At 71.2% G+C, this 24,595-nt stretch carries 23 protein-coding genes and 2 pseudogenes; 17 read left to right on the top strand and 8 right to left on the bottom strand.

What is annotated here, in order from left to right; translation table 11 throughout:
* Nucleotides 1-8 precede the first annotated feature (8 nt).
* From H288_RS0113400 to H288_RS0113425, 6 genes and pseudogenes are all read right to left on the bottom strand, one after another.
* Nucleotides 9-575, bottom strand: a complete 567-nt coding sequence (locus tag H288_RS0113400; RefSeq protein WP_020093090.1) for a cytochrome b — start codon at nucleotides 573-575, stop codon at nucleotides 9-11.
* A complete protein-coding gene (locus H288_RS0113405; RefSeq protein ID WP_020093091.1) occupies nucleotides 572-1,720 on the bottom strand; it encodes an acyl-CoA dehydrogenase family protein in 1,149 nt (382 codons plus the stop codon). Before H288_RS0113405 ends, H288_RS0113400 begins: the two co-directional genes overlap by 4 nt.
* A gap of 215 nt (nucleotides 1,721-1,935) precedes the next feature.
* Complete coding sequence (locus tag H288_RS0113410) at nucleotides 1,936-2,826, bottom strand: LysR family transcriptional regulator (protein WP_020093092.1); 891 nt, start codon at nucleotides 2,824-2,826, stop codon at nucleotides 1,936-1,938.
* A gap of 81 nt (nucleotides 2,827-2,907) precedes the next feature.
* A pseudogene (locus H288_RS35935) lies at nucleotides 2,908-3,042 on the bottom strand (DUF1348 domain-containing protein); the annotation flags it as partial.
* Nucleotides 3,043-3,216: 174 nt separating this feature from the next.
* On the bottom strand, nucleotides 3,217-5,280 hold the full coding sequence (locus H288_RS0113420; protein WP_026604918.1) for a pyridoxamine 5'-phosphate oxidase family protein: 2,064 nt from the start codon (nucleotides 5,278-5,280) through the stop codon (nucleotides 3,217-3,219).
* Between the two features lie 57 nt (nucleotides 5,281-5,337).
* Nucleotides 5,338-5,955 (bottom strand): glutathione S-transferase, encoded by a 618-nt coding sequence (locus H288_RS0113425; RefSeq protein ID WP_020093095.1) that lies wholly within the window; start codon nucleotides 5,953-5,955, stop codon nucleotides 5,338-5,340.
* Between the two features lie 428 nt (nucleotides 5,956-6,383).
* Here H288_RS0113425 and H288_RS0113430 point away from each other — a divergent pair, with 428 nt between their 5' ends.
* The 12 genes and pseudogenes from H288_RS0113430 (at nucleotide 6,384) to eutC (ending at nucleotide 17,998) form a co-directional block, all read left to right on the top strand.
* Nucleotides 6,384-7,538, top strand: coding sequence for a transporter substrate-binding domain-containing protein (locus H288_RS0113430; protein WP_020093096.1), 1,155 nt, complete (start codon nucleotides 6,384-6,386; stop codon nucleotides 7,536-7,538).
* On the top strand, nucleotides 7,535-8,176 hold the full coding sequence (locus H288_RS0113435; protein WP_020093097.1) for an ANTAR domain-containing protein: 642 nt from the start codon (nucleotides 7,535-7,537) through the stop codon (nucleotides 8,174-8,176). The genes H288_RS0113430 and H288_RS0113435 overlap by 4 nt, the downstream gene beginning before the upstream one ends.
* Before the next feature lie 35 nt (nucleotides 8,177-8,211).
* Nucleotides 8,212-9,459: an urea ABC transporter substrate-binding protein gene (locus H288_RS0113440; RefSeq protein ID WP_020093098.1), complete on the top strand. Its 1,248-nt coding sequence runs from the start codon at nucleotides 8,212-8,214 to the stop codon at nucleotides 9,457-9,459.
* Between the two features lie 103 nt (nucleotides 9,460-9,562).
* A complete protein-coding gene (locus H288_RS0113445) occupies nucleotides 9,563-10,435 on the top strand; it encodes a branched-chain amino acid ABC transporter permease (RefSeq protein ID WP_020093099.1) in 873 nt (290 codons plus the stop codon).
* Between the two features lie 10 nt (nucleotides 10,436-10,445).
* Nucleotides 10,446-11,504, top strand: a complete 1,059-nt coding sequence (locus H288_RS0113450; protein ID WP_026604919.1) for a branched-chain amino acid ABC transporter permease — start codon at nucleotides 10,446-10,448, stop codon at nucleotides 11,502-11,504.
* A complete protein-coding gene (locus H288_RS0113455; protein WP_020093101.1) occupies nucleotides 11,501-12,247 on the top strand; it encodes an ABC transporter ATP-binding protein in 747 nt (248 codons plus the stop codon). Before H288_RS0113450 ends, H288_RS0113455 begins: the two co-directional genes overlap by 4 nt.
* The gene (locus H288_RS0113460; protein ID WP_020093102.1) at nucleotides 12,240-12,950 is read left to right on the top strand and encodes an ABC transporter ATP-binding protein; all 711 of its coding nucleotides are present in this window, start codon (nucleotides 12,240-12,242) and stop codon (nucleotides 12,948-12,950) included. The genes H288_RS0113455 and H288_RS0113460 overlap by 8 nt, the downstream gene beginning before the upstream one ends.
* A gap of 32 nt (nucleotides 12,951-12,982) precedes the next feature.
* Nucleotides 12,983-13,975, top strand: coding sequence for an acetamidase/formamidase family protein (locus tag H288_RS0113465; protein ID WP_020093103.1), 993 nt, complete (start codon nucleotides 12,983-12,985; stop codon nucleotides 13,973-13,975).
* Nucleotides 13,976-13,996: 21 nt separating this feature from the next.
* Nucleotides 13,997-14,757: pseudogene (locus H288_RS32350) on the top strand (SDR family NAD(P)-dependent oxidoreductase).
* A gap of 259 nt (nucleotides 14,758-15,016) precedes the next feature.
* Entirely contained in the window at nucleotides 15,017-15,721 is a 705-nt protein-coding gene (locus tag H288_RS0113475) for a L,D-transpeptidase (protein ID WP_020093105.1), read from the top strand.
* Nucleotides 15,722-15,818: 97 nt separating this feature from the next.
* The gene (locus tag H288_RS0113480) at nucleotides 15,819-17,222 is read left to right on the top strand and encodes an ethanolamine ammonia-lyase subunit EutB (RefSeq protein ID WP_020093106.1); all 1,404 of its coding nucleotides are present in this window, start codon (nucleotides 15,819-15,821) and stop codon (nucleotides 17,220-17,222) included.
* Nucleotides 17,219-17,998 (top strand): ethanolamine ammonia-lyase subunit EutC, encoded by a 780-nt coding sequence (eutC, locus tag H288_RS0113485; RefSeq protein ID WP_020093107.1) that lies wholly within the window; start codon nucleotides 17,219-17,221, stop codon nucleotides 17,996-17,998. The genes H288_RS0113480 and eutC overlap by 4 nt, the downstream gene beginning before the upstream one ends.
* A gap of 24 nt (nucleotides 17,999-18,022) precedes the next feature.
* Here eutC and H288_RS0113490 read toward each other — a convergent pair whose 3' ends face one another.
* A complete protein-coding gene (locus H288_RS0113490; protein WP_020093108.1) occupies nucleotides 18,023-18,979 on the bottom strand; it encodes a GlxA family transcriptional regulator in 957 nt (318 codons plus the stop codon).
* 203 nt (nucleotides 18,980-19,182) lie between these two features.
* On the opposite strand from H288_RS0113490, the gene solA reads away from it, so the two are divergent.
* From solA to H288_RS0113515, 5 genes are all read left to right on the top strand, one after another.
* Nucleotides 19,183-20,346 (top strand): N-methyl-L-tryptophan oxidase, encoded by a 1,164-nt coding sequence (gene solA / locus H288_RS0113495; RefSeq protein WP_026604920.1) that lies wholly within the window; start codon nucleotides 19,183-19,185, stop codon nucleotides 20,344-20,346.
* 71 nt (nucleotides 20,347-20,417) lie between these two features.
* Nucleotides 20,418-21,260 (top strand): transporter substrate-binding domain-containing protein, encoded by an 843-nt coding sequence (locus H288_RS0113500; protein ID WP_020093110.1) that lies wholly within the window; start codon nucleotides 20,418-20,420, stop codon nucleotides 21,258-21,260.
* 37 nt (nucleotides 21,261-21,297) lie between these two features.
* On the top strand, nucleotides 21,298-22,047 hold the full coding sequence (locus tag H288_RS0113505; protein ID WP_020093111.1) for an amino acid ABC transporter permease: 750 nt from the start codon (nucleotides 21,298-21,300) through the stop codon (nucleotides 22,045-22,047).
* A complete protein-coding gene (locus H288_RS0113510) occupies nucleotides 22,044-22,895 on the top strand; it encodes an amino acid ABC transporter permease (RefSeq protein WP_020093112.1) in 852 nt (283 codons plus the stop codon). The genes H288_RS0113505 and H288_RS0113510 overlap by 4 nt, the downstream gene beginning before the upstream one ends.
* Nucleotides 22,896-22,899: 4 nt before the next feature.
* Nucleotides 22,900-23,679, top strand: a complete 780-nt coding sequence (locus H288_RS0113515; RefSeq protein WP_020093113.1) for an amino acid ABC transporter ATP-binding protein — start codon at nucleotides 22,900-22,902, stop codon at nucleotides 23,677-23,679.
* 22 nt (nucleotides 23,680-23,701) lie between these two features.
* On the opposite strand, the gene H288_RS0113520 is transcribed toward H288_RS0113515, so the two are convergent.
* Nucleotides 23,702-24,592, bottom strand: coding sequence for a polysaccharide deacetylase family protein (locus H288_RS0113520; protein ID WP_020093114.1), 891 nt, complete (start codon nucleotides 24,590-24,592; stop codon nucleotides 23,702-23,704).
* Nucleotides 24,593-24,595 lie beyond the last annotated feature (3 nt).

Consider the following 24,595-nt stretch of genomic DNA (forward strand, 5'->3'; position numbering starts at 1 on the left):
GCCGCCGGTCAGGTCATGCGGGTCAGGACGGTCTCGTTCCAGAGCCTGCGGTGCAGGAACGCCATCGCGGCGTGGCCGAGCACGACGACGAGGAGCGTGAAGCCCAGCCAGTAGTGAAACAGGTCGGCGGGCAGCATCATCCACTCGATCTTCGTTTCGCGCGCCGGCATGACCGGGATGCCGTAGGGCGCGAAGGGCTTGCCCGATCCGTACTGGCGCAGCAGCGCGAGGCTCGGGACCAGGACCATCAGGAGATAGATCAGGCCGTGACCGGCCGCGACCGCGCGCCCCGGCGCGCCCGGATGGGCGGGGCGCCGGTGAAGGTTCGCGAGGCCCCACACCCCGCGCAGGAGCACGAGCACGAACAGGGTGAAGCCGAGGGTGAAGTGGCTGCCGCCGACGAGGCGGGTGAGCGCCGCATCGCCGATCGTGACGTAGAGCAGCGCCCCGGTGAATTGCCAGGCGAACAGGGCCGCCATCACCCAGTGGAAGCCGCGGCTGACGCGACCGTACCGCTCCGGCGTGTCCAGCCAGACGGTCCGCGATGCGGTGGCGTGGCCGCTCTGCTCCGTCACGCGGCGTTCTCGGTCCAGAGGTCACCGGCCAGGCCGTCCCCGCGCAGGATCTCGGAGGCCGCGCTGGTGAGCGCGTGATCCGGTCCGGGCTGGCGCAGGTAGGTGGCGAGATCGCGCGACAGCCGCTCCAGCGGATGGCCGCGCAGGAAACCCTGGAGGCCGACCGAGCGCTGGGCCAGCTGGAGGATGTCGAGGCCGGCGCGCTCGACCGCGAGGCGGACCAGGTTGATGTAGGCGACGACGCGCTCCGGCGGCATCGCCGCGTCCGACGCGACCTGCGCCCCGCGCTCGACCCAGAGACGCGCGCCCTCGACCGCGATAGCGCCCTCGCCGAGGCGCGCCAGCTGGTGCGGATCGCTCCCCCGGCCGAGGCGGCGCAGATGGCCGCGCCAGGCATCGAACACGGCCTCGATGCCGCCGAGCTGCACCGCCGCGAAGCGCCACGCGCCGCCCGAGAAGGCCGGCTGCCGGAAGTAATCGTCGGGCTGGCCGAGGATATCGTCGGCCGCGAAGGCGAGGCCGGTGAAGTCGATCGTGCCGGTCGCCGAGGCGCGCATGCCCTGCGCCCGCCACGCCGAGAGATCGGACCGCGTGCCGGCGTCGAGCGGCACCACCATCATCGCCGTGCCGCCCTGTCCCGGATGCCGGGCGGTGACGAGGGCGCGGGTGACGAAGCCGGCGCCCGACGCGTAGGTCTTCACGCCGCGGAGATGGCCGTCGACGTCCGAGGCCTCGATCGTGAGGCCGCCTTCCCCCGGCTCGGTGTTCCAGACACCGAACAGGTGGCCGGCGCGCGCGTCGGCGAACAGGCGGACGCGCTGGGCGGGTGAGCCGTAACGGGCGACGAGCTGGAGGGCGTTGACGTGACCCTCGTAGAGCCGGCCGAGAGCGAGGCTTCCGTAGCCGACCAGCCGCAGAACCTCCGCCAGGGCACCGGCGCCCGGCTCCGTCCCGAGGCCCGCGCCGCCGTGATCCACCGGTACGGGCGCGGCGAGCAGCCCCAGGCGGGCGAGATCGGCGATATCGTCCTGTGGGAAGCCGTCGTCGTGATCCTGGGCGTCGGCGCGCGCGGGCGCCGACGCGGCGATCGCGCGCGCGGCCGCCTCGGAATCGTAGACGGGATCCAGGCGGGTCCACTGATCCATGCGCCTGACTCCTCTCAGAGCGCCACCGCGTCGACATCCAGGCGAATGGCCGCTGAGGGGCGGTTGCCCACGGTCGCGCGCTCGGGTCTCGTCACGTATGGGCCCCCATTGCCCGCAGAAGATGCGGAAGATCCTAAAAAACTAACCTAAGACTGAGCCATCCTTTCCCCGGCCGCGGCTGCGACCAATGCGACCGTCGTCGATCCGGGCTGCTCTCAGTTCAGCGTCCGGTTGGCGCGCAGCCGCGCCACGGCCAGGTCGACGAACGTCCGCACCTTCGCGGGCGCGTGCCGGCCTTCCGGGTACAGGACGTGGACGGGCAGCGGCGCTTCCTCGTAATCGGCGAGCACGATCTGCAGCCGGCCGTCCCGCAGGTCCGGGCCGATCTGGTAGTTCAGGACACGCGCCAGCCCCCAGCCCGACCGTGCGGCGCCGATCGAGACCTCGTTGGTGTTGCCCTCCAGAGTGGGGCGGACGACCACCCGCTCGTTCCGGCCGAACCGCCACTCCGGCGACGCGAAGGCCCCGGTGGAGACGGCGATCCGGTGGCGCTTGAGATCTGCCGGGGTCGCCGGCACGCCGTGCCGCGCGAAGTAGTCCGGGGCGCCGCAGATGACGTGGCGCACCGACCCGACCCGAGCGGCCGTGAACCCGGAATCGGTCAGGTGGCCGATGCGGATCGCCACGTCGATTCCCTCCTCCACCATGCTGACCGGCCGGTCGACGAAGAGGGTCCGCGCCACCATGGTCGGGTAGGTGTCGAGGTAATCGGTGACGATCGGGAGCACGTGCATCCGTCCGAACAGGACCGAGGCCGTCACCGCGAGCGTGCCCGACGGTGTCGCGTTGGAGCCGGCCGCCGCCGATTCCGCCTCGGCGATGTCGGCCAGGATCCGCCGGCAATCCTCGTAGTACCGGCTGCCCGCTTCCGTGAGCTTCACGGAGCGGGTCGTCCGGATCAGGAGGCGGGCGCCGATGGTCTCCTCGAGCGCCGCCACGGCGCGCGTCACGGCCGGCGGGCTCATGTGCAGGAGGCGGGCGGTCTGCGCGAAGCTCGCCGTCTCGGCGACCTTCGCGAAGATGCGCATGGCCTGCCACCGATCCATAGCCTCGCTCCGGGTTCTCGCGGCCGTGTCGCGACGCTCACGCCCGATCCGGCCCGCCGCGTCGGCGTCCCGGCCGATCGGTCAGAAGACGAATTGGCTCAGGTCCGGATGGTCGTCCGGCCGGCGCCCGAGGGGCCAGTGAAACTCGCGGTCCGATTCCGCGATCGGCAACGCGTTGATGCTGCTGTGCCGATAGCGCATCAGCCCGTCCTCGGCGAGGCGGACCTTCGTGATCGTGCTCTGCGCGTCGAATGGCGGCAGCGGCGGACGGACAGGATGGGCTCCTTGTCCTCGGGGAAGGTTCAGCCCGGCTCCGGTAGCGGCGCAGGATGATCCGCCGGCGCCGGTCCCGCGAGGCGGAACACGGCGCGCGCCGTGCCGTCGCGCGCGTCAGAGCGCCAGCTGCACCCGGTCCGTGCCCTCCGCGGGCACCGCGGAGCAGATCAGCACCTCGTCCTCAGCCACCGGTGCGCTCGGTTCCCTCAGATAGGTCACCGCGCCGGCCAGTAGCTTGGTGCGGCAGGTCCCGCAGCTGCCCTCGCGGCAGCTGAACTCCGGTGCGAGACCCCGCGCCTCGGCGAGGTCGAGGAGGCTGCCCGAATCCGGCGTCCAGCGCGCTTCCTTGCCGGTGTCGAGGAAGGCGACCGGCACCGTCTCCGTGGAGGCCGGTGGCCGCGGAGGCACGGCCGCCGCCGTTCCGGTGTCGCGGATGAGCCCCGATGGACCGAACGCCTCCGCGTGGATCCGGTCGTCCGCCACGTTGTAGCCGCGCAGGCCGTCATAGAGCGCCTGGGTGAAGGCCGACGGGCCGCACAGGTAGAAATCGTAATCCGCGAAGGCCAGGAACCGCGTGAGCAGGGCCATGTCGATCCGGCCCGCGGCCTCGTAATCGACGCCAGCCGCGGCATCGGAGACATCGCTCAGGACGCGCACGATCCGCACGGCTCCCTGCGCCGCCGCGGCGAGTTCGGACAACTCCCGGTCGAAGGCGCGCTCGGCGCGGGTGCGGGCAGCGTAGACGAGCGTGGTCGGCCGGATCTTGCGGGTGCGCAGGCCCTCGTAGACCACGTGCCGGAGCATCGCGAGGAGCGGCGTGATCCCGACGCCGCCGGCGAGCAGCACGGCCGGGCGCGCCGCGCTCGCATCGAGGGTGAAGCCGCCGCCGGGGGCGCGCGCCTCGACGATGTCGCCGACCTGGACTCGGTCGTGGAGGTGCCGCGAGACGGTGCCGTCGCGCTTCACGCTGATCCGGTAGGTCGGGTCCGAGGGCGCGACCGAGAGCGTGTAGGTTCTTATGACTGGCGCGTCTGCCCCCGGCAGCGTGACGCGGATCGGCAGGTGCTGGCCCGCGCGGTGCGGGAGCCGCCCGGCCCCGTCGTCCGGGGTCAGGTGGAAGGACCGGATCGTGCGGCTCTCGTCGACGATCTCGGCTACCCGGAACGGCCGCCACTGCGTCGCGCGCTCGGCCGCCCGGACGCGGTCGGCGGCCTCCGCCCAGTCGCCGGTCATCAGCGCGTTCGGCGACCAGCCGTCCGGCCGGAACGACCAGCGCAGCGGCAGGGCACCGCGTCGGCGGATCACCCGGCGCGGCCGGAAGCTCCAGAGCCGCTCGGCGCCCTGGAAGGCCGCGATCTCGGGCGAGTCCAGGATCACCGCGGCGTCGCCGGTCAGCTGCAGGAGATCGCCCGTCTCGAAATCGGTGAAGACCAGGCCGGCCCTGCTGTTCAGGAAGATGTTCCCGAGCGTGGCGAAGAACAGGTTGCCGGCGAAGTCGGGGATGGTCAGCGTGCCGTCCGCGGCGATGCGGACGAACCCCGCCTTGCCGCCGCGATGCGAGACGTCGACCTGCCGCCGGCCCTCCCGGTCGGCGTAGGAGGCCACGAAGAACGTGTCCGCCGCCGCGATCAGGCTGCGGGCTTCCGGGTCGAGCTCCGCGCTCTCCTCGGCGGGGGCCGGAGCGGGGGCGCCCGGCTCGCGGACGAAGCTCATGTCGCGCAGCTGGATGTATTGCGGGCAGTTCCCGAAGCTCTGGTCGACGGCGAAGTGCAGGACGCCGCCGGCCGTGGAGCGGACGAGGCCGTTGACGCGGTTGCGGCGGCGGCTGTCCAGCGCGATCCCGAGGAGGCCGATTGCGCCGCCGTCGCCCGTGCCGTCGAACGCGGGGTCGGCCGGGTCCGGCCGCGCGGCGATGTCGAGGGTCGTGGCGGTCGGCGAGGAGATGAAGCCGGGACGGCCGGCCAGGAGCGTGGCCCAGGCGTCGCCCTGCCGGTCGACGCTGCCCAGCACGATGAAGGGGATCTCCGCGAAGAAGGCGCGGTGCTGATCGGGCATGAAGTCCCGCACCACCCGCTGGCCGACCACCGCCATCCGGTCGGCGGCGCCGACCGTCTCCTGGATGGACGTCTCGCCGGCATGCCAGGTCGGCAGCGTCGCAAGGGTCTGACCGTCAGCCATCTTCGCGCCCTCCATCTGCATCCGCTCCCGGGCGCGGGTGCGCCCGGGGCCTTCCGGTCACGCCGCGGCCGTGAGGCCCGCGGGGGTCTGGGCGAAGGGGACGAAGCCCGGCAGGCCCTCGATCCGGCGCAGGAAGGCCTCGACCCGCGGGTAGCCCGACAGGTCCACGTTCCCCTCCGGGGCGCGGGCGAGGTAGCTGTAGACCGCCACGTCCGCGACGGTCGGCCGCTCGGCCGCGAGCCAGTTCCGGCCATCGAGATGCGCCTCGAGCCGCCCCAGGAGCGTGTGCGCCCGGGCGATCACCTCCTCCGGATGGAACGTGGCGCCGAACACCGTGATCAGCCGCGCGGCCGCCGGCCCGTAGGCGAGTTCGCCCGCCGCGACCGAGAGCCAGCGCTGGACCGCCGCCGCGGCGCGCGGATCCTCGGGCAGCCAGTCGGATCGGCCGAGCCGCTTCGCCACGTAGACGAGGATGGCGTTGGAATCGGAGACGATCACGCCGTCGTCGTCGAGCACCGGCACCTGACCGAACGGGTTCATGGCCAGGAAGGCCGGCGTCTTGTGTCCGCCCGCCTTCAGGTCAACCTCGATCAGCTCGTGCGGGGCCTCGACCAGGGAGAGGAACAGGCGGGCCCGATGCGCGTGGCCCGAGAGGGGATGGTGGTAGAGCTTCATGACCGTGGATCTCCGTCGGGGGCCGGGATCGCCCCAGGCCGTGTGAGGAGAATGCCGCCGCGTTCGGGCGAGCAGAATAGGCGTTCTCCGCAGTTCATAATTCCGGAAATCGGAATAATCGCGCGGGCCAAAGGTGCCGAGCGATCCTGCGCCGGCCTGGCGCGGCCGTTATCCGCCTCGCCTCCGCGGGTACAGGCGCCGCGGAGGGGCCTGGCGCGGGCGCCGATCCGCGACCCGGGAAGCAATCATCAAGACGCCGGTTCCGAAAAGACTGCGCGGGACTTGACACCGAGGCCATTACCGAGGAGCCTAGTTTTCAGGCGCGGGGCAAAGCTGCCCAGTTTCGCGCCAATACGTCACCATCTTTCACGGCGATGCCGCCCGCAGTGCTTCCGCACTGGCGGGCTTTTTGCGTTCTGAAGGATTGCATGGGCCTCAGCCATCACCGCATCGGAATCCTGTTCTCCGCGGACGGACCCTACGGTCTCGTCGGGCGGGCGATGCTGAACGGCGCGCTCCTGGCGGTCGACGAGGTGAACGCGCGGGGCGACTGCGTCCTGGAGCCGGTGATCCGCGATCCGCAGGGCGCCCTCGCGGGCTACGTCGCCGGCGCCGAGCGGCTCCTCGACGCGGGGATCCGCCACGTCGTCGGCTGCTACACTTCGTCGAGCCGCAAGGAGATCATCCCGATCTTCGAGAAGCGGGACGCGTTGCTCTGGTATCCGTCGCATTACGAGGGCTTCGAGACCTCGGCGAACGTGGTCTACACCGGCGCGGCGCCGAATCAGCACATCGTCCCGCTGGTGCGGCACCTCCTCGCCCGGGGCGGCCGCACGGCCTTCTGCGTCGGCTCCAACTACATCTGGGCCTGGGAGAACAACCGGATCCTGCGGGAGACGCTGGCGATCGCCGGCGGCGACGTCGCGGGCGAGCGCTACCTCGCGGTGGGCGAGACTGCCTTCGATCAGGTGATCGCGGCGATCCTGGCCGCGAAGCCGGACTTCGTCTTCAACACGCTGATCGGCATCTCGGCGTACCGGTTCTTCCGCGACTTCCGGAGTGCCTGCGCGGCGCGCGGCATCGACCAGGCGCGGACCATGCCGGTGGCGAGCTGCAGCCTCGCCGAGCCGGAACTGGAGGCGATCGGGCCGGAGGCGGTCGACGGCCACCTGTCCTCCAGCGTCTACTTCACGTCGATCGACACGCCCCGCAACCGCGCCTTCATGGCGGCCTACGCGGCGCGTTTCCCCGAAGGCCCGACCCCCTCGGCGGATGCGGAATCCTCGTACATCGCGGTGCATCTCCTGGCGCGGGCGCTGGCGCGGGCCGGGACCGAGGAGGCCGCGACGGTGCGCCGGGCAGCCTGCGCCGACGAGTTCGAGGCGCCCCAGGGACCGGTGCGCCTCGACGAGACGACCCTCCACGCCTGCCTGACCCCCCGGATCGGCCTCTCGACGGCGGCGGCCCGCTTCACCATCGTGGCGCAGGCCGAGGCGCCGGTCGCGCCGGACCCCTACCTGGTGCGCAGTGATCCGCGCGTCGTGCCGGTGAGCCGGCGCCCGCACCTGAAGGTGGTGCCATGACGACGCCCCGGCTGATCCAGAATTTCAGCGGTGCGCAGGCCCTGCTGATCGCGCCGCCGAGCACCGCCACGGACGTCCTGGCGGGCACCCTGATGAAGCTCGGGCTGACCGTGGCCTCGGTCCTCCCGGCCGGCGAGGCGCCGTGGCTCGATTTCGAGATCCTCGACCCCGAGCACCACATCGTCATCGTGGACGGCGACCTGCCGCTGCCGGGCCTCGCGGCGAGCGCCGTGCCCGACCTGCCGCCGGTCCCGGTGGTCGGGCTCGTGGGCGTCGAGGCGCCGAGCCGGCTCAAGGGGCTGCTCCAGCTCGGCGCGACCGGCCTGCTGCGCAAGCCGATCCACGGCGCCTCGGTCTACGCCGCCCTGTTCCTGGCGGTGAACGAGCACAACCGGCGCCGTCTCCTCGAAGAACGGCTTGCCCGCCACGAGGAGCGGCGGCGCGGCCGGCGCCACGTCGTCAAGGCGATCCTCCGGCTGATGCAGGAGCATGGCCTCGACGACGACGCGGCCTACGAGACGCTGCGGCGCGACGCCATGCGCGCCCGGCAGCCCCTGGAAGCCTACTGCGAGGCGCTGGTCCGCGCCCGTCCGTCCGTCGCCGCGCCGGCCCTCTCGCCGCGGCTGGCCCGATCCTGAAGCACGCACTCCACCCCGTAGACGAGGACGACCCGATGACGAGAACGCCCCGCGGATCCCGCCTGTCCGCCCTCGCGGCCGCCCTGCTCGCGAGCGTATCCCTGGCCGCCCCGGCGGCGCGCGCCGCCGACCCGATCAAGCTCGGTGTCCTCGAGGACCAGTCCGGCGACTTCGCGGTCGCCACCATCGGCAAGGTCCACGGCATCCAGCTCGCCGCGGACGAGATCAACGCCGCGGGCGGCATCGCCGGGCGCAAGCTGGAGCTCGTGATCTACGACACGCAGTCCGACAACACGCGCTATCAGGAATTCATGCGTCGGGTGCTCCAGCGCGACAAGGTCAACGCCGTCTTCGCGGGCTTCTCCAGCGCGTCCCGCGAGGCCTACCGGCCGATCGTCGACCAGCTCGACGGCTTCGCGTTCTACAACAACCAGTACGAGGGCGGCGTCTGCGACGGCCACATGGTCGTCACGGGCGCGGTGCCGGAGCAGCAGTTCTCGACGCTGATCCCGTGGATGATGGAGAAGTTCGGCAAGCGGGTCTACACGATCGCGGCCGACTACAATTTCGGTCAGATCTCGGCCGAGTGGGTGCGCAACATCGTCAAGGAGAACGGCGGCGAGATGGTCGGGGAAGAATTTATCCCCCTCGGCGTGTCGCAATTCTCGCAGACGATCCAGAACATCCAGAAGGCCAAGCCCGACATCCTGATGACGCTGCTCGTCGGGACGGCGCAGGCCTCCTACTACGAGCAGGCGGCGGCCGCGAACCTGAAGGTGCCGATGGGCTCCTCGGTCAATATCGGCCAGGGCTACGAGCACAAGCGCTTCCAGCCCCCGAGCCTCGCCAACATGTACGTGACCACGAACTACATCGAGGAGGTCGACAGCCCGTCGAGCAAGGCGTTCCTGGCCAAGTGGAAGGCGAAGTTCCCGAACGAGCCGTACGTGAACCAGGAGGCAGAGAACTCCTACCTCGCGGTCTACCTCTACAAGCAGATGGTCGAGCGGGCGAACGGCTCGACCAAGCGCGCCGACCTGCGCAAGGTCATCGCGGCGGGCGACGTCTGCGTGGACGCGCCGGAGGGCAAGGTCTGCATCGATCCGAAGAGCCAGCACGCCTCCCACACGATCTACCTCGCGAAGGTCGACGAGAAGCACGCGATCTCCTTCCCGAAGACCTGGGACAACATCCAGCCCTACTGGCTCGGGAAGGCCGGCTGCGACCTGACGCAGAAGGATCCGATGGCGCAGTACACGCCGAGCAACCCGCCGAAGCCCTGACCTGCCGGGTCGGTCATCCGCGCGCCGCGGCCCCGGGCCGGAGACGACGCGACATCGCCGGGGCCGAGGCCCCGGCCCACAGCCATCACGATCGGGCCTCCGGATGGATCTGCTGACTCACGCCTTCACGTTCCTCTACCAGATCGGCGATGCGTTCTCGTTCCTGGTCCTCTCCGCCTGCGGCCTCGCGGTGGTGTTCGGCATGATGGGCGTGATCAACCTCGCGCACGGCGAGCTGATCATGTGCGGCGCCTACGTCACGGCGGCGTCCACGCGGGCCGGGCTGCCGCTGCCGCTGGGCATCCTGGCCGGCGCACTCGTCGCCGGGGCCGTCGGCATGGTGATGGAGCGCCTCGTCATCCGCCATCTCTACGGGCGGCCCCTCGACACGATCGTGGCGACCTGGGGCATCAGCCTCGCGGCGACGCAGGGCACGCTGATCCTGCTGGGCTCCAGCATGCCGGGGATCGGCACGCCGCTCGGCAGCTTCACGGTCGGCGGCTACTCCTACTCGACCTACCGCGTCGTGCTGATGGTCGCCGCCGTGGCGGTGCTGGCCGGGCTCTACCTCGCCTTCAACGCCACCCGCTTCGGCACGCTCGCCCGCGCCACCATCCAGGTGCCGCACATGGCCGAGGCCCTCGGCGTCGACACCCGCACGGTCTACGCCCTGACCTTCGGCCTCGGCGCGGCGCTGGCGGGCCTCGCGGGCGGGCTCTACGCGCCGACCATGACCATCGTGCCGACCATGGGGACGACCTTCATCATGGAGGCCTTCGTCACCGTGGTGGTCGGCGGCGCCGACATCTTCCTCGGCACGGCGCCGGCGGCGCTCGTGCTGGGCACGGTGCGGGCGCTGCTCACGACGTGGCAGGGCCAGCTCTTCGGCCAGATCGGCCTCCTCGTCGCGGTGATCCTGGTGATCCGGGTGCTCCCGCGGGGCATCTCGGGCCTGATCCTGCGCGAGCGGGCCTGAAGCCATGGCGATGATTCCGGCGATGACCCTGCTCCGGCGCCTCGAGGGCCCGCAGACCCTGGGGCGCGGCCCGGCCTTCTGGACCGCCTTCGCCCTCGCGGTGGCGGCTGCCGTGGCCTACCCGTGGTTCGCGGACGGCTACACGGTCGGCAACACCGCCTACTTCTTCTGCTGGGTATTCATGGCGCTCGGCTTGTGCCTGATCTGGGGCTACGGCGGCGCGCTCAGCTTCGGCCAGACCGCCTTCTTCGGCCTCTCCGGCTACGCCTACGGCGTGCTCACGCTCAATGTTGGCGCGGCCTACGGCTTCACCCTGGCGGCCCTGGTGCTGGCGGTCGCGCTCTCGGCCGTGATGGCGGCGCTCCTCGGCTACTTCCTGTTCTTCGGCCGGATCGGCGGGGTGTTCCTCGGCATCATCACCCTGTCGGTGACGCTCGCCCTGGAGCGCTTCATGGCGCAGACCGCCGGTCCGGAATGGAAGATCGGGGCGGCGCGCCTCAACGGCTACAACGGCATGAGCGGCATGCCGCCCCTGACCTTGCCGTGGCTCGACGGCGACGTCGTGCTGTTTCCCGACGTCGCCCTCTACTACGGCCTCCTGGGCCTCCTGATCGTCGTCTACCTCGCGCTGCGCATCCTGGTGAACGCCCGGTTCGGCAACGTGCTGGTGGCGATCCGCGAGAACCCGGAACGGGCCGAGATGCTCGGCTACGACGTGCGGCGCTACCAGCTCGCCGCCTTCGTGATCGGCTCGGCCCTCGCGGGGCTGAGCGGCACCCTCTACACCGCCTGGGGCCAGTACATCACGCCCTCCAGCATGGGGCTCACCGCCGCCGCGCTGCCGGTGATCTGGGTCGCGGTCGGCGGCCGCGGCGACCTGACGGCGACGCTCATCGGCACGCTCGTGGTCCTCGGCGGCTTCCAGGCGCTGACGATCTACGGCAGCCAGTACGCCCTGGTGGTGATGGGCCTGCTCCTCGTCGTGGTGGTGCTGGCGGCGCCCGACGGCCTCGTGGTGGCGGCCATGCGCGGGCTCGGGCGCCTCCGCCGCCGGGAGGTGGGCCGATGAATCCGCTGCTCGAGACCCGCGATCTGAGCAAGCATTTCGGCGGGCTCCACGTCACCAACGACGTGAACTTCGCCCTCGCGGCGGGGGAGATCCACTGCCTGATCGGGCCGAACGGCGCCGGCAAGAGCACCTTCTTCCGCCTGCTGCTCGGCGAGTACACGCCGGAGCGGGGGCAGATCCTCTACGCCGGCGAGGACATCACCGCGCTCAAGCCCTTCGCGCGGATCCGGCGGGGCATGAGCGTCAAGTTCCAGGTGCCGGGCATCTTCCCGAGCCTGTCGGTGGCGCACAACCTGGAGATAGCCCTGCAGCACCATCTCGAGGGCGCCTCGCTCGGTGCCGAGATCCGCCGACTGCTCGCCTTCCTCAATCTCACCGCGGCGGCCTCCGACCGCGCCGGTAACCTCAGCCACGGGCAGAAGCAGTGGCTGGAGATCGGCATGGCGATCAGCCTCAAGCCGCGCCTGCTCCTCCTCGACGAGCCCACCGCCGGGATGTCGCCGGACGAGACCTTCGCCACCGGCGCGATGGTGCAGGCGCTCAACCGCGACGGCGTCGCCGTGCTGGCCATCGAGCACGACATGGCCTTCGTCCGGCAGATCGCCCAGCGGGTGACCGTGCTCCATGTCGGGCGCATCTTCGCTCAGGGCACCACCGACGCGATCATCGCGGACGAGCGAGTCGCCGCGATCTACCTCGGGGAAGCGGACGCGCCGCCGCTGCGGAGCGTCGCCGATGCCTGAGGCGCTCCTCGCGACGACCGGCCTCCGCGCCGGCTACGGCGGCAAGCCCGTGCTGCAGGGCATCGACCTCGCGGTCCGGCCCGGCGAGATCGTGGCGGTGATCGGCCGCAACGGCGTCGGCAAGTCGACGCTGATGCGCAGCCTCGTCGGGCTCCTGCCCGCCTCCGCGGGCGGCATCGCGTTCCGGGGTGCGGCGGTCGAGGGGCTCGCCGCCCACCGGCGCGCCCGCCTCGGCATCGGCTACGTGCCGCAAGGCCGCGATGTCTTCCCGCGCATGAGCGTCGTCGACAATCTGACGGTCGGAGCGTCGCTGCTGCCGAAGGGGGAGCGGCCGGATTACGAGCGCGCCTTCGGGCCTTTCCCGATCCTGCGGGAGCGGCGCGGGCAGCGGGCGGGGACGCTCTCGGGCGGCCAGCAGCAGCAGCTCGCCATCGGCCGCGTCCTCGTCGGCGAACCTGCGCTGATCCTCCTCGACGAGCCCTCCGAGGGCATCCAGCCCTCGGTGGTGCAGCAGATCGGCCGCACCCTGGTCGATCTCAACCACCGCACCGGGGTGACGATCGTGTTCGTGGAGCAGAACCTCGACCTGATCCGCGCCATGGCCCAGCGCAGCTACGTCATGGACAAGGGCCGGATCGTCGCGGAGCTGACGGCCCGCGACCTCGACGACCGCGACCTCGTGCGGCGCCACCTCGCCGTCTGACGACACGGCAGACAACCAAGGGAGAGACGACCATGCAGTGGCTCGACCAGTCCATCATGGCCCGCAAGGGCGTCGCCGGCGGCAAGCCCGGCCGGGAGTACACGATCACCGAGGTCGAGCAGGGCCGCTACCACTACGTCTACGGGCCTTTCGCCGAGCCGGTGCTGACCGTCGATCCCGGCGCGGTCGTCACCGTCGAGACCCACGACGCCTTCGAGGGCAAGATCCGCCACGAGACCGACAGCCCGACGCAGATCCTGAACTTCCCCTACCTCAACCCGCAGAACGGGCCGATCTACGTCAACGGCGCCGAGAAGGGCGACTGCCTCGCGGTGGCGATCCGCTCGATCCGGCCGCGCGGCCCGCAGCCCTGCGGCACGACGCTGATCATGCCGGAATTCGGCGGCCTCGTCGCCACCGGCGACACCGCGCTCCTCAATCCGCCGCTCCCCGAGCGGGTGCGCAAGCTCGAGGTCACGGCCGAGACCGGCGTGCGCTGGAACGACCGGATCACGTTGCCCTACCAGCCGTTCATCGGCACGATCGGCACCTCGCCGGAGATCGAGGCGATCTCCTCGCTGCAGCCGGACTATTACGGCGGCAACATGGACCTGCCGGACGTGGGCGTCGGCGCGGTGATCTACCTGCCGGTGAATGCGAAGGGCGCACTCCTCTACCTCGGCGACTGCCACGCCGCGCAGGGCGACGGCGAACTCTGCGGCGTCGCGGTGGAGCACCCGACCCACACGACGGTGCAGATCGACCTGATCAAGGGCTGGACCTTCCGCTGGCCGCGGCTCGAGACCGAAGACTTCTACATGACGATCGGCTCGTCCCGGCCGATGGAGGACGCGGCGCGCATCGCCTACCGGGAGCTGATCCGCTGGCTCGCGGCCGATTTCGGCTTCGACGAGATCGACGCCTACATGCTGCTCACGCAGTGCGGGCGCGTGCGGCTCGGCAACATGGTCGATCCGAAATACACGCTCGGCGCCTCGATCACGAAGGCGATCGCCCACGCCTGATCGGCGACGGAGGAGGACGGCATGGATCTCGGGCTCAGAGGCCGCCGGGCGCTGGTGACCGGCGGCACCAAGGTATCGGCGCGGCGATCGTCGACCTGCTGGCCGACGAGGGGGCGGCGGTCGCCCTCTGCGCCCGCAACGGAGCGGAGGTCGCCGCCAAGGTGGCGGCCCTCCGCGCCAGGGGCGTGGCGGCGACCGGGCGCGCCGTCGACGTCGCCGATTCCGCCGCCCTGCGCGGCTGGGTCGCCGAGGCCGCCGATGAGCTCGGCGGCCTCGACATCGTGGTGCCGAACGTCAGCGCGCTGGCGGTCGGCAGCGACGAGGCGGCGTGGCGCAGCGGTTTCGCGGTCGACATGATGGGCACCGTCACGGCGGTCGAGGCGGCGATGCCGTACCTCGAGCGCTCCGAGGCCGGCGCGATCGTCGTCATCTCCAGCGTCTCCGGGCGCGAGATCGACTTCGCGGAGGGGCCCTACGGCGCCTTCAAGGCGGCGCTGATCCACTACGCGCAGGGCCTGGCCTTCCAGCTCGCGCCCCGGAACATCCGGGCCAACTCGGTCTCGCCCGGCAACACCTACTTCGCGGGCGGCGTCTGGCACCAGATCGAGACCGGCAACCCCGCGCTGTTCGCCGAGGCGCTCCGGCTGAACCCGACGGGACGGATGGCGCGGCCGGAGGAGGTGGCCCGCGCGGCCGTGTTCCTGGCGAGCCCGGCGGCGAGCTTCATCACCGGCACCAACCTCGTGGTCGACGGCAGCCTGACCCGCGGCGTGCAGTTCTGACTCCGCCGACAGGCGTCGCCGTCCGGGGGGCGCCTGCGGCAGTCGAAGCACGCGCGGCACATTCGATACGCAAGTTCGGCGACGAAGTCTGGAGATCGCGAGGATCCACCACACTTGCGACGCATTTCGGCCGCTCTCGGCTCTGTAAGGACAAGCTTGCCAGGTGCGCTGGCACGCGGCACTCTCGAGCTTGGCCGTTCGCGCGGCAAAGGCACGCCGCGCGGTCGCGCCGGGCTGCAGGACAGGGAAGTCCAGGGCGATGATGACGGACGATCGCATGGCCGGCGGCCTCGACGAGCGCGGGCATCCGGAGCGCGAGGCCGGGCGTCTGAGCCGCCGGTCGTTCCTGGCCGGCTCGGCCCTGGGGATCGGCGCCCTCTCGCTCGGCGGGTGCGGGACGACCGACACCCTGCTCATGGCCGAGGCGGCGAAGACCTACGGGCCGATGCCGAACGAGAAGTTCCCGATCCCGGCGGTCGACGTCAGCAAGGTCAACCCGAAATACTACCGGCGGACGGTCCAGTACGCCTCGTCGGAGGCGCCCGGCACGATCGTGGTCGATCCCGCCAACTACTACGTCTACCGCATCGAGGGTGACGGCACCGCAACCCGCTACGGCGCCAATGTCGGCCGCCAGGGCTTCCTGTGGAACGGGAACGCCTATGTCGGCCGCAAGTCCGAGTGGGCGACTTGGACCCCGCCCAAGGAGATGATCCGGCGCCAGCCCGAGGCCGCGAAATACGCCCGCGGCATGCCCGGCGGCCTCGACAACCCGCTCGGCGCGCGCACGCTCCACCTCTACCAGAACGGCGCCTATACGCTCTACACGATCTACGCCAGCAGCGACGCCGAATCGATCGGCACGGGCATCACCAGCGGTTGCGTCGGCCTGCTCAGCCAGGACATGATCCACCTCTACGCGCGCACGCCGGTGAAGACGAAGGTGGTCGTGCTGCCGGCCTGAGGGCGGGCAGCGTCCGCGCCGTCCCCGCTTCCCGGCGGCCCCGACATCCTGCAGGATCGGGTTCGCTGACGTCCGACAGCGCGCCGGGAGCGCCCGCATGGCCTACGCGACGACGATCGAAGGCACACGCTTCACTTTCCCCGACCTGCGCAGCCTGCTCGCCAAGGCCACGCCGGAGCGCTCGGGCGACCAGCTCGCCGGCCTCTGCGCCGACGGGCCGGTGGAGCGCCTGGCCGCGCAGATCGCCCTCGCGGACCTGCCGCTCAAGACCTTCCTGGCCGAGGAGCTGATCCCCTCCGATCAGGACGAGGTCTCGGACCTCATCGCCCGCCGGCACGACGCGGCCGCCTTCGCGTTGGTCTCCGCCCTCACGGTCGGCGCCTTCCGCGAGTGGCTGCTCTCCCCCGCCGCCGACGCAACGGCGCTCGCCGCCCTGTCGCCCGGCCTCACGCCCGAGATGGTCGCGGCGGTCTCCAAGATCTGCCGGCTGCAGGACCTCGTCGCCGTCGCCGCCAAGCGGCCGGTGGTGACGCGATTCCGCTCGACCATCGGCCTGCCCGGCCGGCTCGCGACCCGCAACCAGCCCAATCACCCGACCGACTCGTCCGAGGGCATCCTGATCTCGGCCCTCGACGGCCTGCTGATGGGCTCCGGCGACGCGGTCATCGGGGTCAATCCGGCGACCGATTCCCTCCCCGACTACATCCGCATCGTCGAGCTCCTGGAGACCCTGCGGCTGCGCCTCGACGTGCCGACCCAGCACTGCTGCCTCGGCCACGTCACGGTGGCGATCGAGGCCATGGCGCGCGGGGCGCCCGTCGATCTCGTGTTCCAGTCGGTGGCGGGCTCGCAGAAGGCCAATGCCGGCTTCGGCGTCGATCTCGCCGTCCTGCGCGAGGCCTCCGAGGCGGCCCGGTCGCTGGGCCGCTGCCCGGCGGGCGGTCAGTTCATGTATTTCGAGACCGGGCAGGGTTCGGCCCTCTCCGCGGACGCCAACTGGGGCGTCGATCAGCAGACCATGGAGGCGCGCGCCTACGCGGTGGCGCGGGAGTTCGACCCGCTGCTCGTCAACACGGTCGTGGGCTTCATCGGTCCCGAGTACCTCTTCAACGGCAAGCAGATCATCCGCGCCGGACTCGAGGACCACTTCTGCGGCAAGCTGCTCGGCCTGCCGATGGGCGTGGACGTCTGCTACACCAACCATGCCGACGCCGACGGCGAAGACATGGACGCCCTCCTTACCCTCTTGTGCGCGGCCGGCGTCAACTTCGTCATCACCGTGCCGGGGGCAGACGACGTGATGCTGAACTACCAGTCATTGTCGCACCACGACGTTGTCTACGCCCGCGAGACCCTGGGTCGCCGTCCGGCCCCGGAATTCGAGGCGTGGCTGCGGGCCGTGGGCATCACGGACGGGCAGGGCAGGCTGGCCAGCGCGACGGGCGCGCTGCCCCCGGCCCTGGCGGAGGCGTCCCGACTCCTGCCTGGGCGGGCCGCGTGAGCGGCGAGCCGGCCCGTCTGGGCCCCCCGACGCTGCGCGACTTGCGCGGGCTGACCCAGGCGCGCATCGCGCTCGGCGCGCACGGCGCTGGCCTGCCGACCGGCGCGGCGCTCGCCTTCGGGCTCGACCATGCCCGCGCCCGCGAGGCGGTGTGGACGCCCCTCGACGCGGCCGCGATCCGCGAAGGGCTGCGGGCGCAGGGCCTCGACGCGGTGGAGGTCCGCTCCGCCGTGGCCGACCGGGCGGAGTACCTGCGCCGGCCGGACAGGGGCCGCACCCTCGATCCGGACTCCGGGTCGGTGCTCGACGGGCACGGGCCGGGCTTCGACGTGGCGATCGTGATCGCGGACGGGCTGTCGGCGACGGCCGTCGCGCTGAACGCGGTCCCGGCGGCGGCGGCGCTGGCAGCGCGGGTGTGGCAGGCCGGCTGGCGCCTCGCGCCGGTGGTCGTCGCGAGCCAGGGACGTGTAGCGATCGGCGATCCGATCGGGGCGCGACTCGGGGCGCGCTGCGTCGTGGTTCTGATCGGGGAGCGGCCGGGTCTGTCGGCCTCCGACAGCCTGGGCTGCTACGTCACGTTCGGCCCGGCGCCGGGGCTGCCCGATTCCCGGCGGAACTGCATCTCGAACATCCGGGAGGGCGGCCTGGCGGTCGAGGCGGCCGCCGGGCAGATGGAGGCGCTGCTACGGGCGATGCTGGCCCAGGGCACTAGCGGCGTCGCGCTGCGCCGGGACGATCCCGCAGACCCGAAGGCGCTGCCGGACGCGCGGGACTGACCGCTCGGACGACCCGGGCGGACGTCACGCGCGCTCCGCGGACGGGCTGCAGCCGAAATGGGACCGGTAGCAGCGGGCGAAATGGGCCGCGCTCGTGAAGCCGCAGGCCGTCGCGATCTCCCCGATCCTGAGCGGGCTCTGGCGCAGAAGGCGGCGTCCGTGGGCGAGGCGAATCGCCCTGTACTGGGCCGAGAAGCTGAGCCCGAGCTTGTCGAGGAACAGCCGGTCGAGGTGGCGCGGGCTGATCGCCGCGAGGCGCGCCATGGCGAGGCGGCCGAGCGGCGCCTCCACGGTCTTCTCCATCGTCTCCAGCACCGCCAGCAGAGCCGGATGGTGGATTCCGTAGCGCTCGACCGCGGAGGCCCGCTGCGGGTCGTCGGCGGCGCCGATGGCGGTGTGGAGGAACCAGTCGGAGACGCGCCGGGCGAAGGCCTCGCCCATGCGTTCGGCGATCAGGGCGTGGGCCATCTCCAGGGGCGCGACGCCGCCGCCGCAGGTCAGGCGATCGCCGTCGGCGACGTAGCGCGCCCGGCTCAGGCGCGCCTCCGGGAAGGTCTCGACCGTGGCACCGGCATATTCCCAGTGGAGCGTGAACGCGCGATCGGCCAGCAGGCCCGCTTCGGCCATCAGGTAGGGACCGCCCGAGATGCCGCCGATGCGGACGCCGAGTCGGGCCATCCGCCGCAGGGTCGCGTGGATCTCGGGCCTGTCCCACCCGGTCGGCTCGCCGCCCGCGCAGACGAAGAGGGTGTGGAGGTGGCCGCGCTGGCGCGGCAGCGCCTCGGTGGGGACCTCGGCGCCCGACGAGGCGGCCACCCGGCCCTCCGACTCGCCGAAGTAGCGCAGGCGGTAGAGCGGCCGCCCGGCAAGTTCGTTGGCCGCCCGGAACGGCTCGCACCCCGAAGCGAAGGACAGCAGCGCGAAGCCGGGCACGAGGATGAAGCCGATCTCCTGTGGGCGATCCCCGGTCTCCGCCTCCATCTCGGACGCCCCCTCCGCTCCTCGATGGCTCAAACGTGCAGGAAACCGTCCGTTTCAGTCAAACGCCCGCCTCGGCATTGATCATGCTGTGTGCCGTTACCCCGTCCCGCGCGAGATCGCTTCCGGATGCCTCGACCTGCCGATCTTCCTCCGTTCCGCGCCGCCGCGGCGGCCCGTCCCGGAATCGAGCGGGAGTGTCGGCCGTGAGCCGCCGCTACGACGTCGCCGTGCTGGGTCTCGGCGCGATGGGCAGCGCCGCGCTCTACCAGCTGGCGAAGCGGGGCGCCGCGGTCATCGGGCTCGACCGCTTCGCGCCGCCCCACGCGCTCGGGTCGAGCCACGGCGAGACGCGGATCACCCGTCAGGCGGTCGGTGAGGGCGCCGACTACGTCCCCTTCGTCACCGCCTCGCACTGCATCTGGCGCGAGCTGGAGGCCGAGACGGGCGAGACCCTGCTGAACGCCTGCGGGGCGCTCGTCATGGCCCCGGGCCACGGCGTCTCCTCGCACCACGGCAAACCGGACTTCGTGGGCCGGTCCATCAGCGCCGCGGAGGGCGCCGGCATCGTCCACGAGGTGCTGACAGGGGCGGAGGTGGCCCGCCGCTTCCCGCAATTCCTGAACCTCGCGGGCGACGAGAAGGCCTATTACGAGCCGGGCGGCGGCTACGTGTTCCCGGAGCGATGCCTCGCGGCGCAGCTCGGCCGCGCGGGTGCCGCGGGCGCCGAGATCCGCACCAACTGCACGGTGGTCGGGCTGCAGCAGGACGGGAGCGGCGTCCGCATCGAGACGGCGGAGGAGACCATCCTGGCCGACCGCGCCGTCGTGGCCGCGGGCGCCTGGACGGCCCCCCTGCTCGGGAGCCCCTTCGACCGGCTCCTGACCGTCCGTCGCCAACTGCTGCACTGGTACGCGCTCGCGGACGAGACCGCCTACGGGCCGCACGCGCCGGTCTTCATCTGGATGTACGGGACGAGCGACACGGAATACCTCTACGGCTTCCCGCCGCTCGACGGGTCCATCAAGGTCGCGACGGAGCAGTACAGCACCACCACCACCGCCGACGGGGTGGAGCGCCGCGTCGATCCGTCGGAATCCGACGACATGTACCGGCTGCGCGTCGCGAACCGGCTGGCCGGCGCGACCCCGGAGGTCGTCCAGGCCGCCGCCTGCGTCTACACGGTGACCCCCGACCGCGGCTTCATCATCGACCGGCATCCCGCGATGGAGCGGATCCTGGTCGTCTCCGCCTGCTCGGGGCACGGCTTCAAGCACTCGGCCGGCATCGGCGAGGCCGTCGCCGCGGAGCTGGCTGGGACCGGTAGCACCGTCGATCTCAAGCCCTTCGCTCTGGCACGTTTCAGTTGATGCGCCGGCCAATGGCTCGTGGATTGCTTGAAACCATGCCAAGATCCGTCGACCCGAGCAGGAAAGATCCGATGCGTCTCACCGTCCGCACCCTTCTGACCACCGGTGCGCTGGCCGCGCTCGCGGCGTTCTCGACCGTCGCGCTGCCCGGCCGGGCCACGGCCGCCGACGGCGTCGACGCGATCAAGAAGCGCGGAACGCTGATCGTCGGCGTGAAGGCGGATTACAAGCCGTTCGGCTTCCGCGACCCGAGCGGGACCATCATCGGCCTGGAGCCCGACCTCGCCGCCGACCTCGCCAAGCGGCTCGGCGTGAAGCTCGAGCTCGTGCCGGTCGTCTCGGCCAACCGGATCGAGTTCCTGCAGCAGGGCAAGGTCGATCTGCTGATCGCCACCCTGTCGGACAAGCCGGAGCGCCGCCGCGTGGTGCAGGCGATCGACCCGAACTACTATTCCGACTTCGTGAACGTCCTGCTGCCCAAGTCGTCCGGCATCACCGACTGGGCGCAGCTCAAGGGCAAGCCGCTCTGCGCCACCTCGGGCGCTTGGTACAACAAGGACGTCGCGCGGACCTACGGGGCGGAGATCGTCGCCTTCGACGGGTCCGAGAAGCCGCTCTTCGCGCTCAAGCAGGGCAACTGCATCGGCTACGTCTACGACCAGAGCATGCTGCAGGGTAAGCTGCTCGACGACGACTGGAAGGCCAACTACGCGCTGCCGCTCAAGGGCATCCTCGACGCCCCGTGGATGATGGCGGTGGCGCAGGGCAACACCACGCTCCAGGCCGCGGTCGAGGACGCCACCAAGGACTGGATGAAGACCGGCTTCATCGTCAACGAGGAGAAGAAGTGGGGCATCGAGCCGACCGCTTACTCGAAGGCGATGCACGAGAAGTACAAGAACGCGACCAACTGATGCGGTTCTGCGCGACAACACCGAGCGTTAGCCCGCGATGATCGCCACGATCCAGGCGTGGTTCCAGCAGCTCTACGAGACCACGGGCTTCAACTTCACGGTCTTCTACGATCCCTACGACTGGGGCCGGTACGTGGCCGGCCTGCGGATGACGCTGCTCCTCGGGATCAGCACGATCCTGGCGAGCCTCGTCATCGGCGCCGTCGGCGCGCTCCTGCAGAGCGGGCCGTCGCGCGTCCTGCGGGCGCTGGTCAACGGCTTCGTGGTGGTCTTCCGGAACACGCCGCCGCTCGTGCAGATCTTCTTCTTCTATTTCGGCCTCGGGACGCTGCTGCCGGACATCCGCTCGGCGGACGGGCTGCGCGCGCCGATCCTCAACAACGTCCAGTGGGCGATCATCTCGCTGTCGCTGTTCGCGGGCGCGTTCAACGTGGAGATCTTCCGCTCCGGCATCGAGGCGGTGCCGCGGACCACGGTCGAGGCCGCGGAGGCCCTGGGCTACACCCGCTTCAAGGCCTACCGGTACGTCGTCCTGCCGCTGGCCCTGCGCGTCTGCCTGCCGGCGCTCAACAACAACCTGATCAACCTCCTCAAGACCACCACGCTGGCCTACGCCATCGCGGTCCCGGAGACGCTGTACGCGGTCAAGCAGATCTGGTCCGAATCGCAGAACGTGCTGGAGATGATGCTGGTGCTGCTCGCGACCTACGCGGTCCTCGTCGGCGTGCTCGTCTGGATCATGCACCGCTGGGAACGCGCCCTGCGGATCCCGGGATACGGCCGATGAAAGCTGCCGATCCGCGGGGCGGGCGACCGGGCGACCTGCCGGTGCTGCTGCCCTTCGCGCTCCCGAGGGACCGCGCGGCGGCGCGCCTGCGCCCGGCCCATCTCTGGCTGCTCACCGCGCTCGCCCTCGTCGCCGTCCCGGCCTGGGCGCAGGGCGGGGCCGCCGCGCTGTCGCCGCTGGAGGTGGTGATCAAGTGGGCGCCCCTCCTGCTCACGGGCTTCGCCTTCAACGTCGCGATCTCGCTGATGGCGATGGCGATCGGCACGGTGGCGGGCATCGGGCTCGGTCTGGCCATGCTGGCGGAGGGCCGGGTCCTGCCCCGTCTCGCGTGGTGCGCCACGCAGGTCTTCCGCAACGTGCCCTGGCTGGTCCTGCTGTTCTTCGTGATGTTCCTGGTCCCGTTCCAGGTCACTGTGTTCGGCGTCCGCGTGCCGCTGCCCGACTGGGTCAAGGCGACCTTCGGCTTCAGCCTGCCGGTCATGGCCAACGTCGCCGAGATCGTCCGCGGTGCGGTGCGCTCGGTGCCCAACACCCAGTGGGAGGCCGCCGAATCCCTGGCCTTCACCCGGCGCCAGACGATGTGGCGCATCATCCTGCCCCAGTGCGCGAAGCGCATGCTGCCGCCCTGGATGAACGTCTACTCGCTCATCGCGATGGCCACCGTGCAGGCCTCCATCGTCGGCGTCACCGAGATGCTGACGCTGACCGCGCAGGTGCACGCCGCCGAGGGCGGCCGCCCCGAGCTGTTCGCGCCGCTCTACGGCTTCGCGCTGCTCTGCTTCTTCCTCTACTGCTACCCGATCGACCGGTTCACCGCCGCCCTGGAACGCCGCTTCGAGACCCGCTGAGACCATGACGCGCGCGACCCTGGCCGCCACCCCGTCCCCGAGCTGGACCCCCGATCAGCCGATCGTCCGCGTCGTCGACGTGCACAAATCCTTCGGGACGTTCGAGGTGCTGAAGGGAATCAGCTTCGACGTCCGCAAGGGCGAGGTGGTGTGCATCATCGGCCCCTCGGGCTCGGGCAAGTCGACGCTGATCCGCTGCGTCAACGCCCTGGTGCCGGTGAGCGCGGGCTCGATCCAAGTCGAGGGGATCGAGGTGACCGAACCGCGGCTCGACAAGCTGGCGCTGCGCCGCAAGGTCGGCATGGTGTTCCAGCAGTACAACCTGTTCCCGCATAAGACCGCGCTTCAGAACGTGATGATGGCCCCCATCCACGTCCTCGGGCAGGAGAAGCGCGAGGTCGAGGCCCGGGCGCGGGCGCTCCTCGCCAAGGTCCGGCTCGCCGGCAAGGAGAACGCCTATCCGGGCGAATTGTCGGGCGGCCAGCAGCAGCGCGTGGCCATCGCCCGCTCGCTGGCGATGCGGCCGGACGTGATGCTGTTCGACGAGGTCACCGCCGCCCTCGATCCGGAGACGGTCAAGGAGGTGCTGGTGACGATCCGGGAACTCGCCGAGGAGGGCATGACCTGCATGCTCGTAACGCACGAGATGAACTTCGCCCGCGACGTCGCCGACCACATCTACTTCACCGACCGCGGCGTCATCGTCGAGCACGGCCCGCCCGCGACCTTCTTCGCCTCCGCCCAGGACGAGCGCACGCGCCGGTTCCTGTCGCAGGTGCTCTGAGCCCGCCGGGGTCAGGGCCGCGTCAGCGCGGCGCGGCCTCCCGCGCCACGATGTGGTCGGCGATCGCCCCGGCGGTGGTGAGCCAAATGGCGTCGCGGCGGTCTGCGATGTGCCGGAGCGCCTGCCGCAGGGGCCGCAGCCGGTGCGGGCGCCCGACGATGTAGGGATGGAGCGCGATGCCCATCACCAGCGGCGCGCCCCGAGACTGCTCCAGCATTTCTTCGAAGGCGTCGACGATGGCTTCGGCGAACTGGCGGCCCGTCTCCTTGCGGGCGACGATCGCGGGGATGTCGTTGAGTTCCTGCGGGTAGGGCACCGTCAGGATGCGGCCGCCGCCGCGGGTCTTGAACCAGGTCGGCTGGTCGTCGTGGTCCCAGTCGAGCAGGTAGCGGTACCCGGCCTCGGCGAGGAGATCGGGCGTCACCCGCGACTGCGAGATCCACGGCCCGAGCCACCCGGCGGGGGGGCGGCCCTCCCGCGCGGCGATCTCGCGGGTCGTCTCGGCGATCAGGGCCCGCTCCGCGTCCTCGTCGAGGGTACCCTGCCGCTCGGCGTTGGTGCGTCCGTGGCCGACGATCTCGTCGCCCCGCGCCCGGAACGCCTCGATCAGCCCGGGGCAGTCCCGGTAGAGGTTGCTGTTGACGAGCACGCTCGCCGGCATCGCCAGAGCGTCCAGCATCTCGGCGATCCGCCACGCGCCGACCCGGTTGCCCCAGTCGCGCCACGCGTAGTTGAGCACGTCCGGCTGCGGGCCGCCGGGCGCCAGCTCGGCGCCCAGGCCCTCGCCGAACGCGAAGGTCTCGAGGTTCAGCCCGACATAGACGGCCAGCCGCTTGCCCTCCGGCCAGTCGTAGACCGGGCGGTCGGGGAGGGCGCTGTAGCCGTAGCGACCGTGTCCGGCATTCGTGTCCATCAG

The sequence above is a fragment of the Methylobacterium sp. 285MFTsu5.1 genome, from assembly GCF_000383455.1.
Classification (GTDB): Bacteria; Pseudomonadota; Alphaproteobacteria; order Rhizobiales; family Beijerinckiaceae; genus Methylobacterium.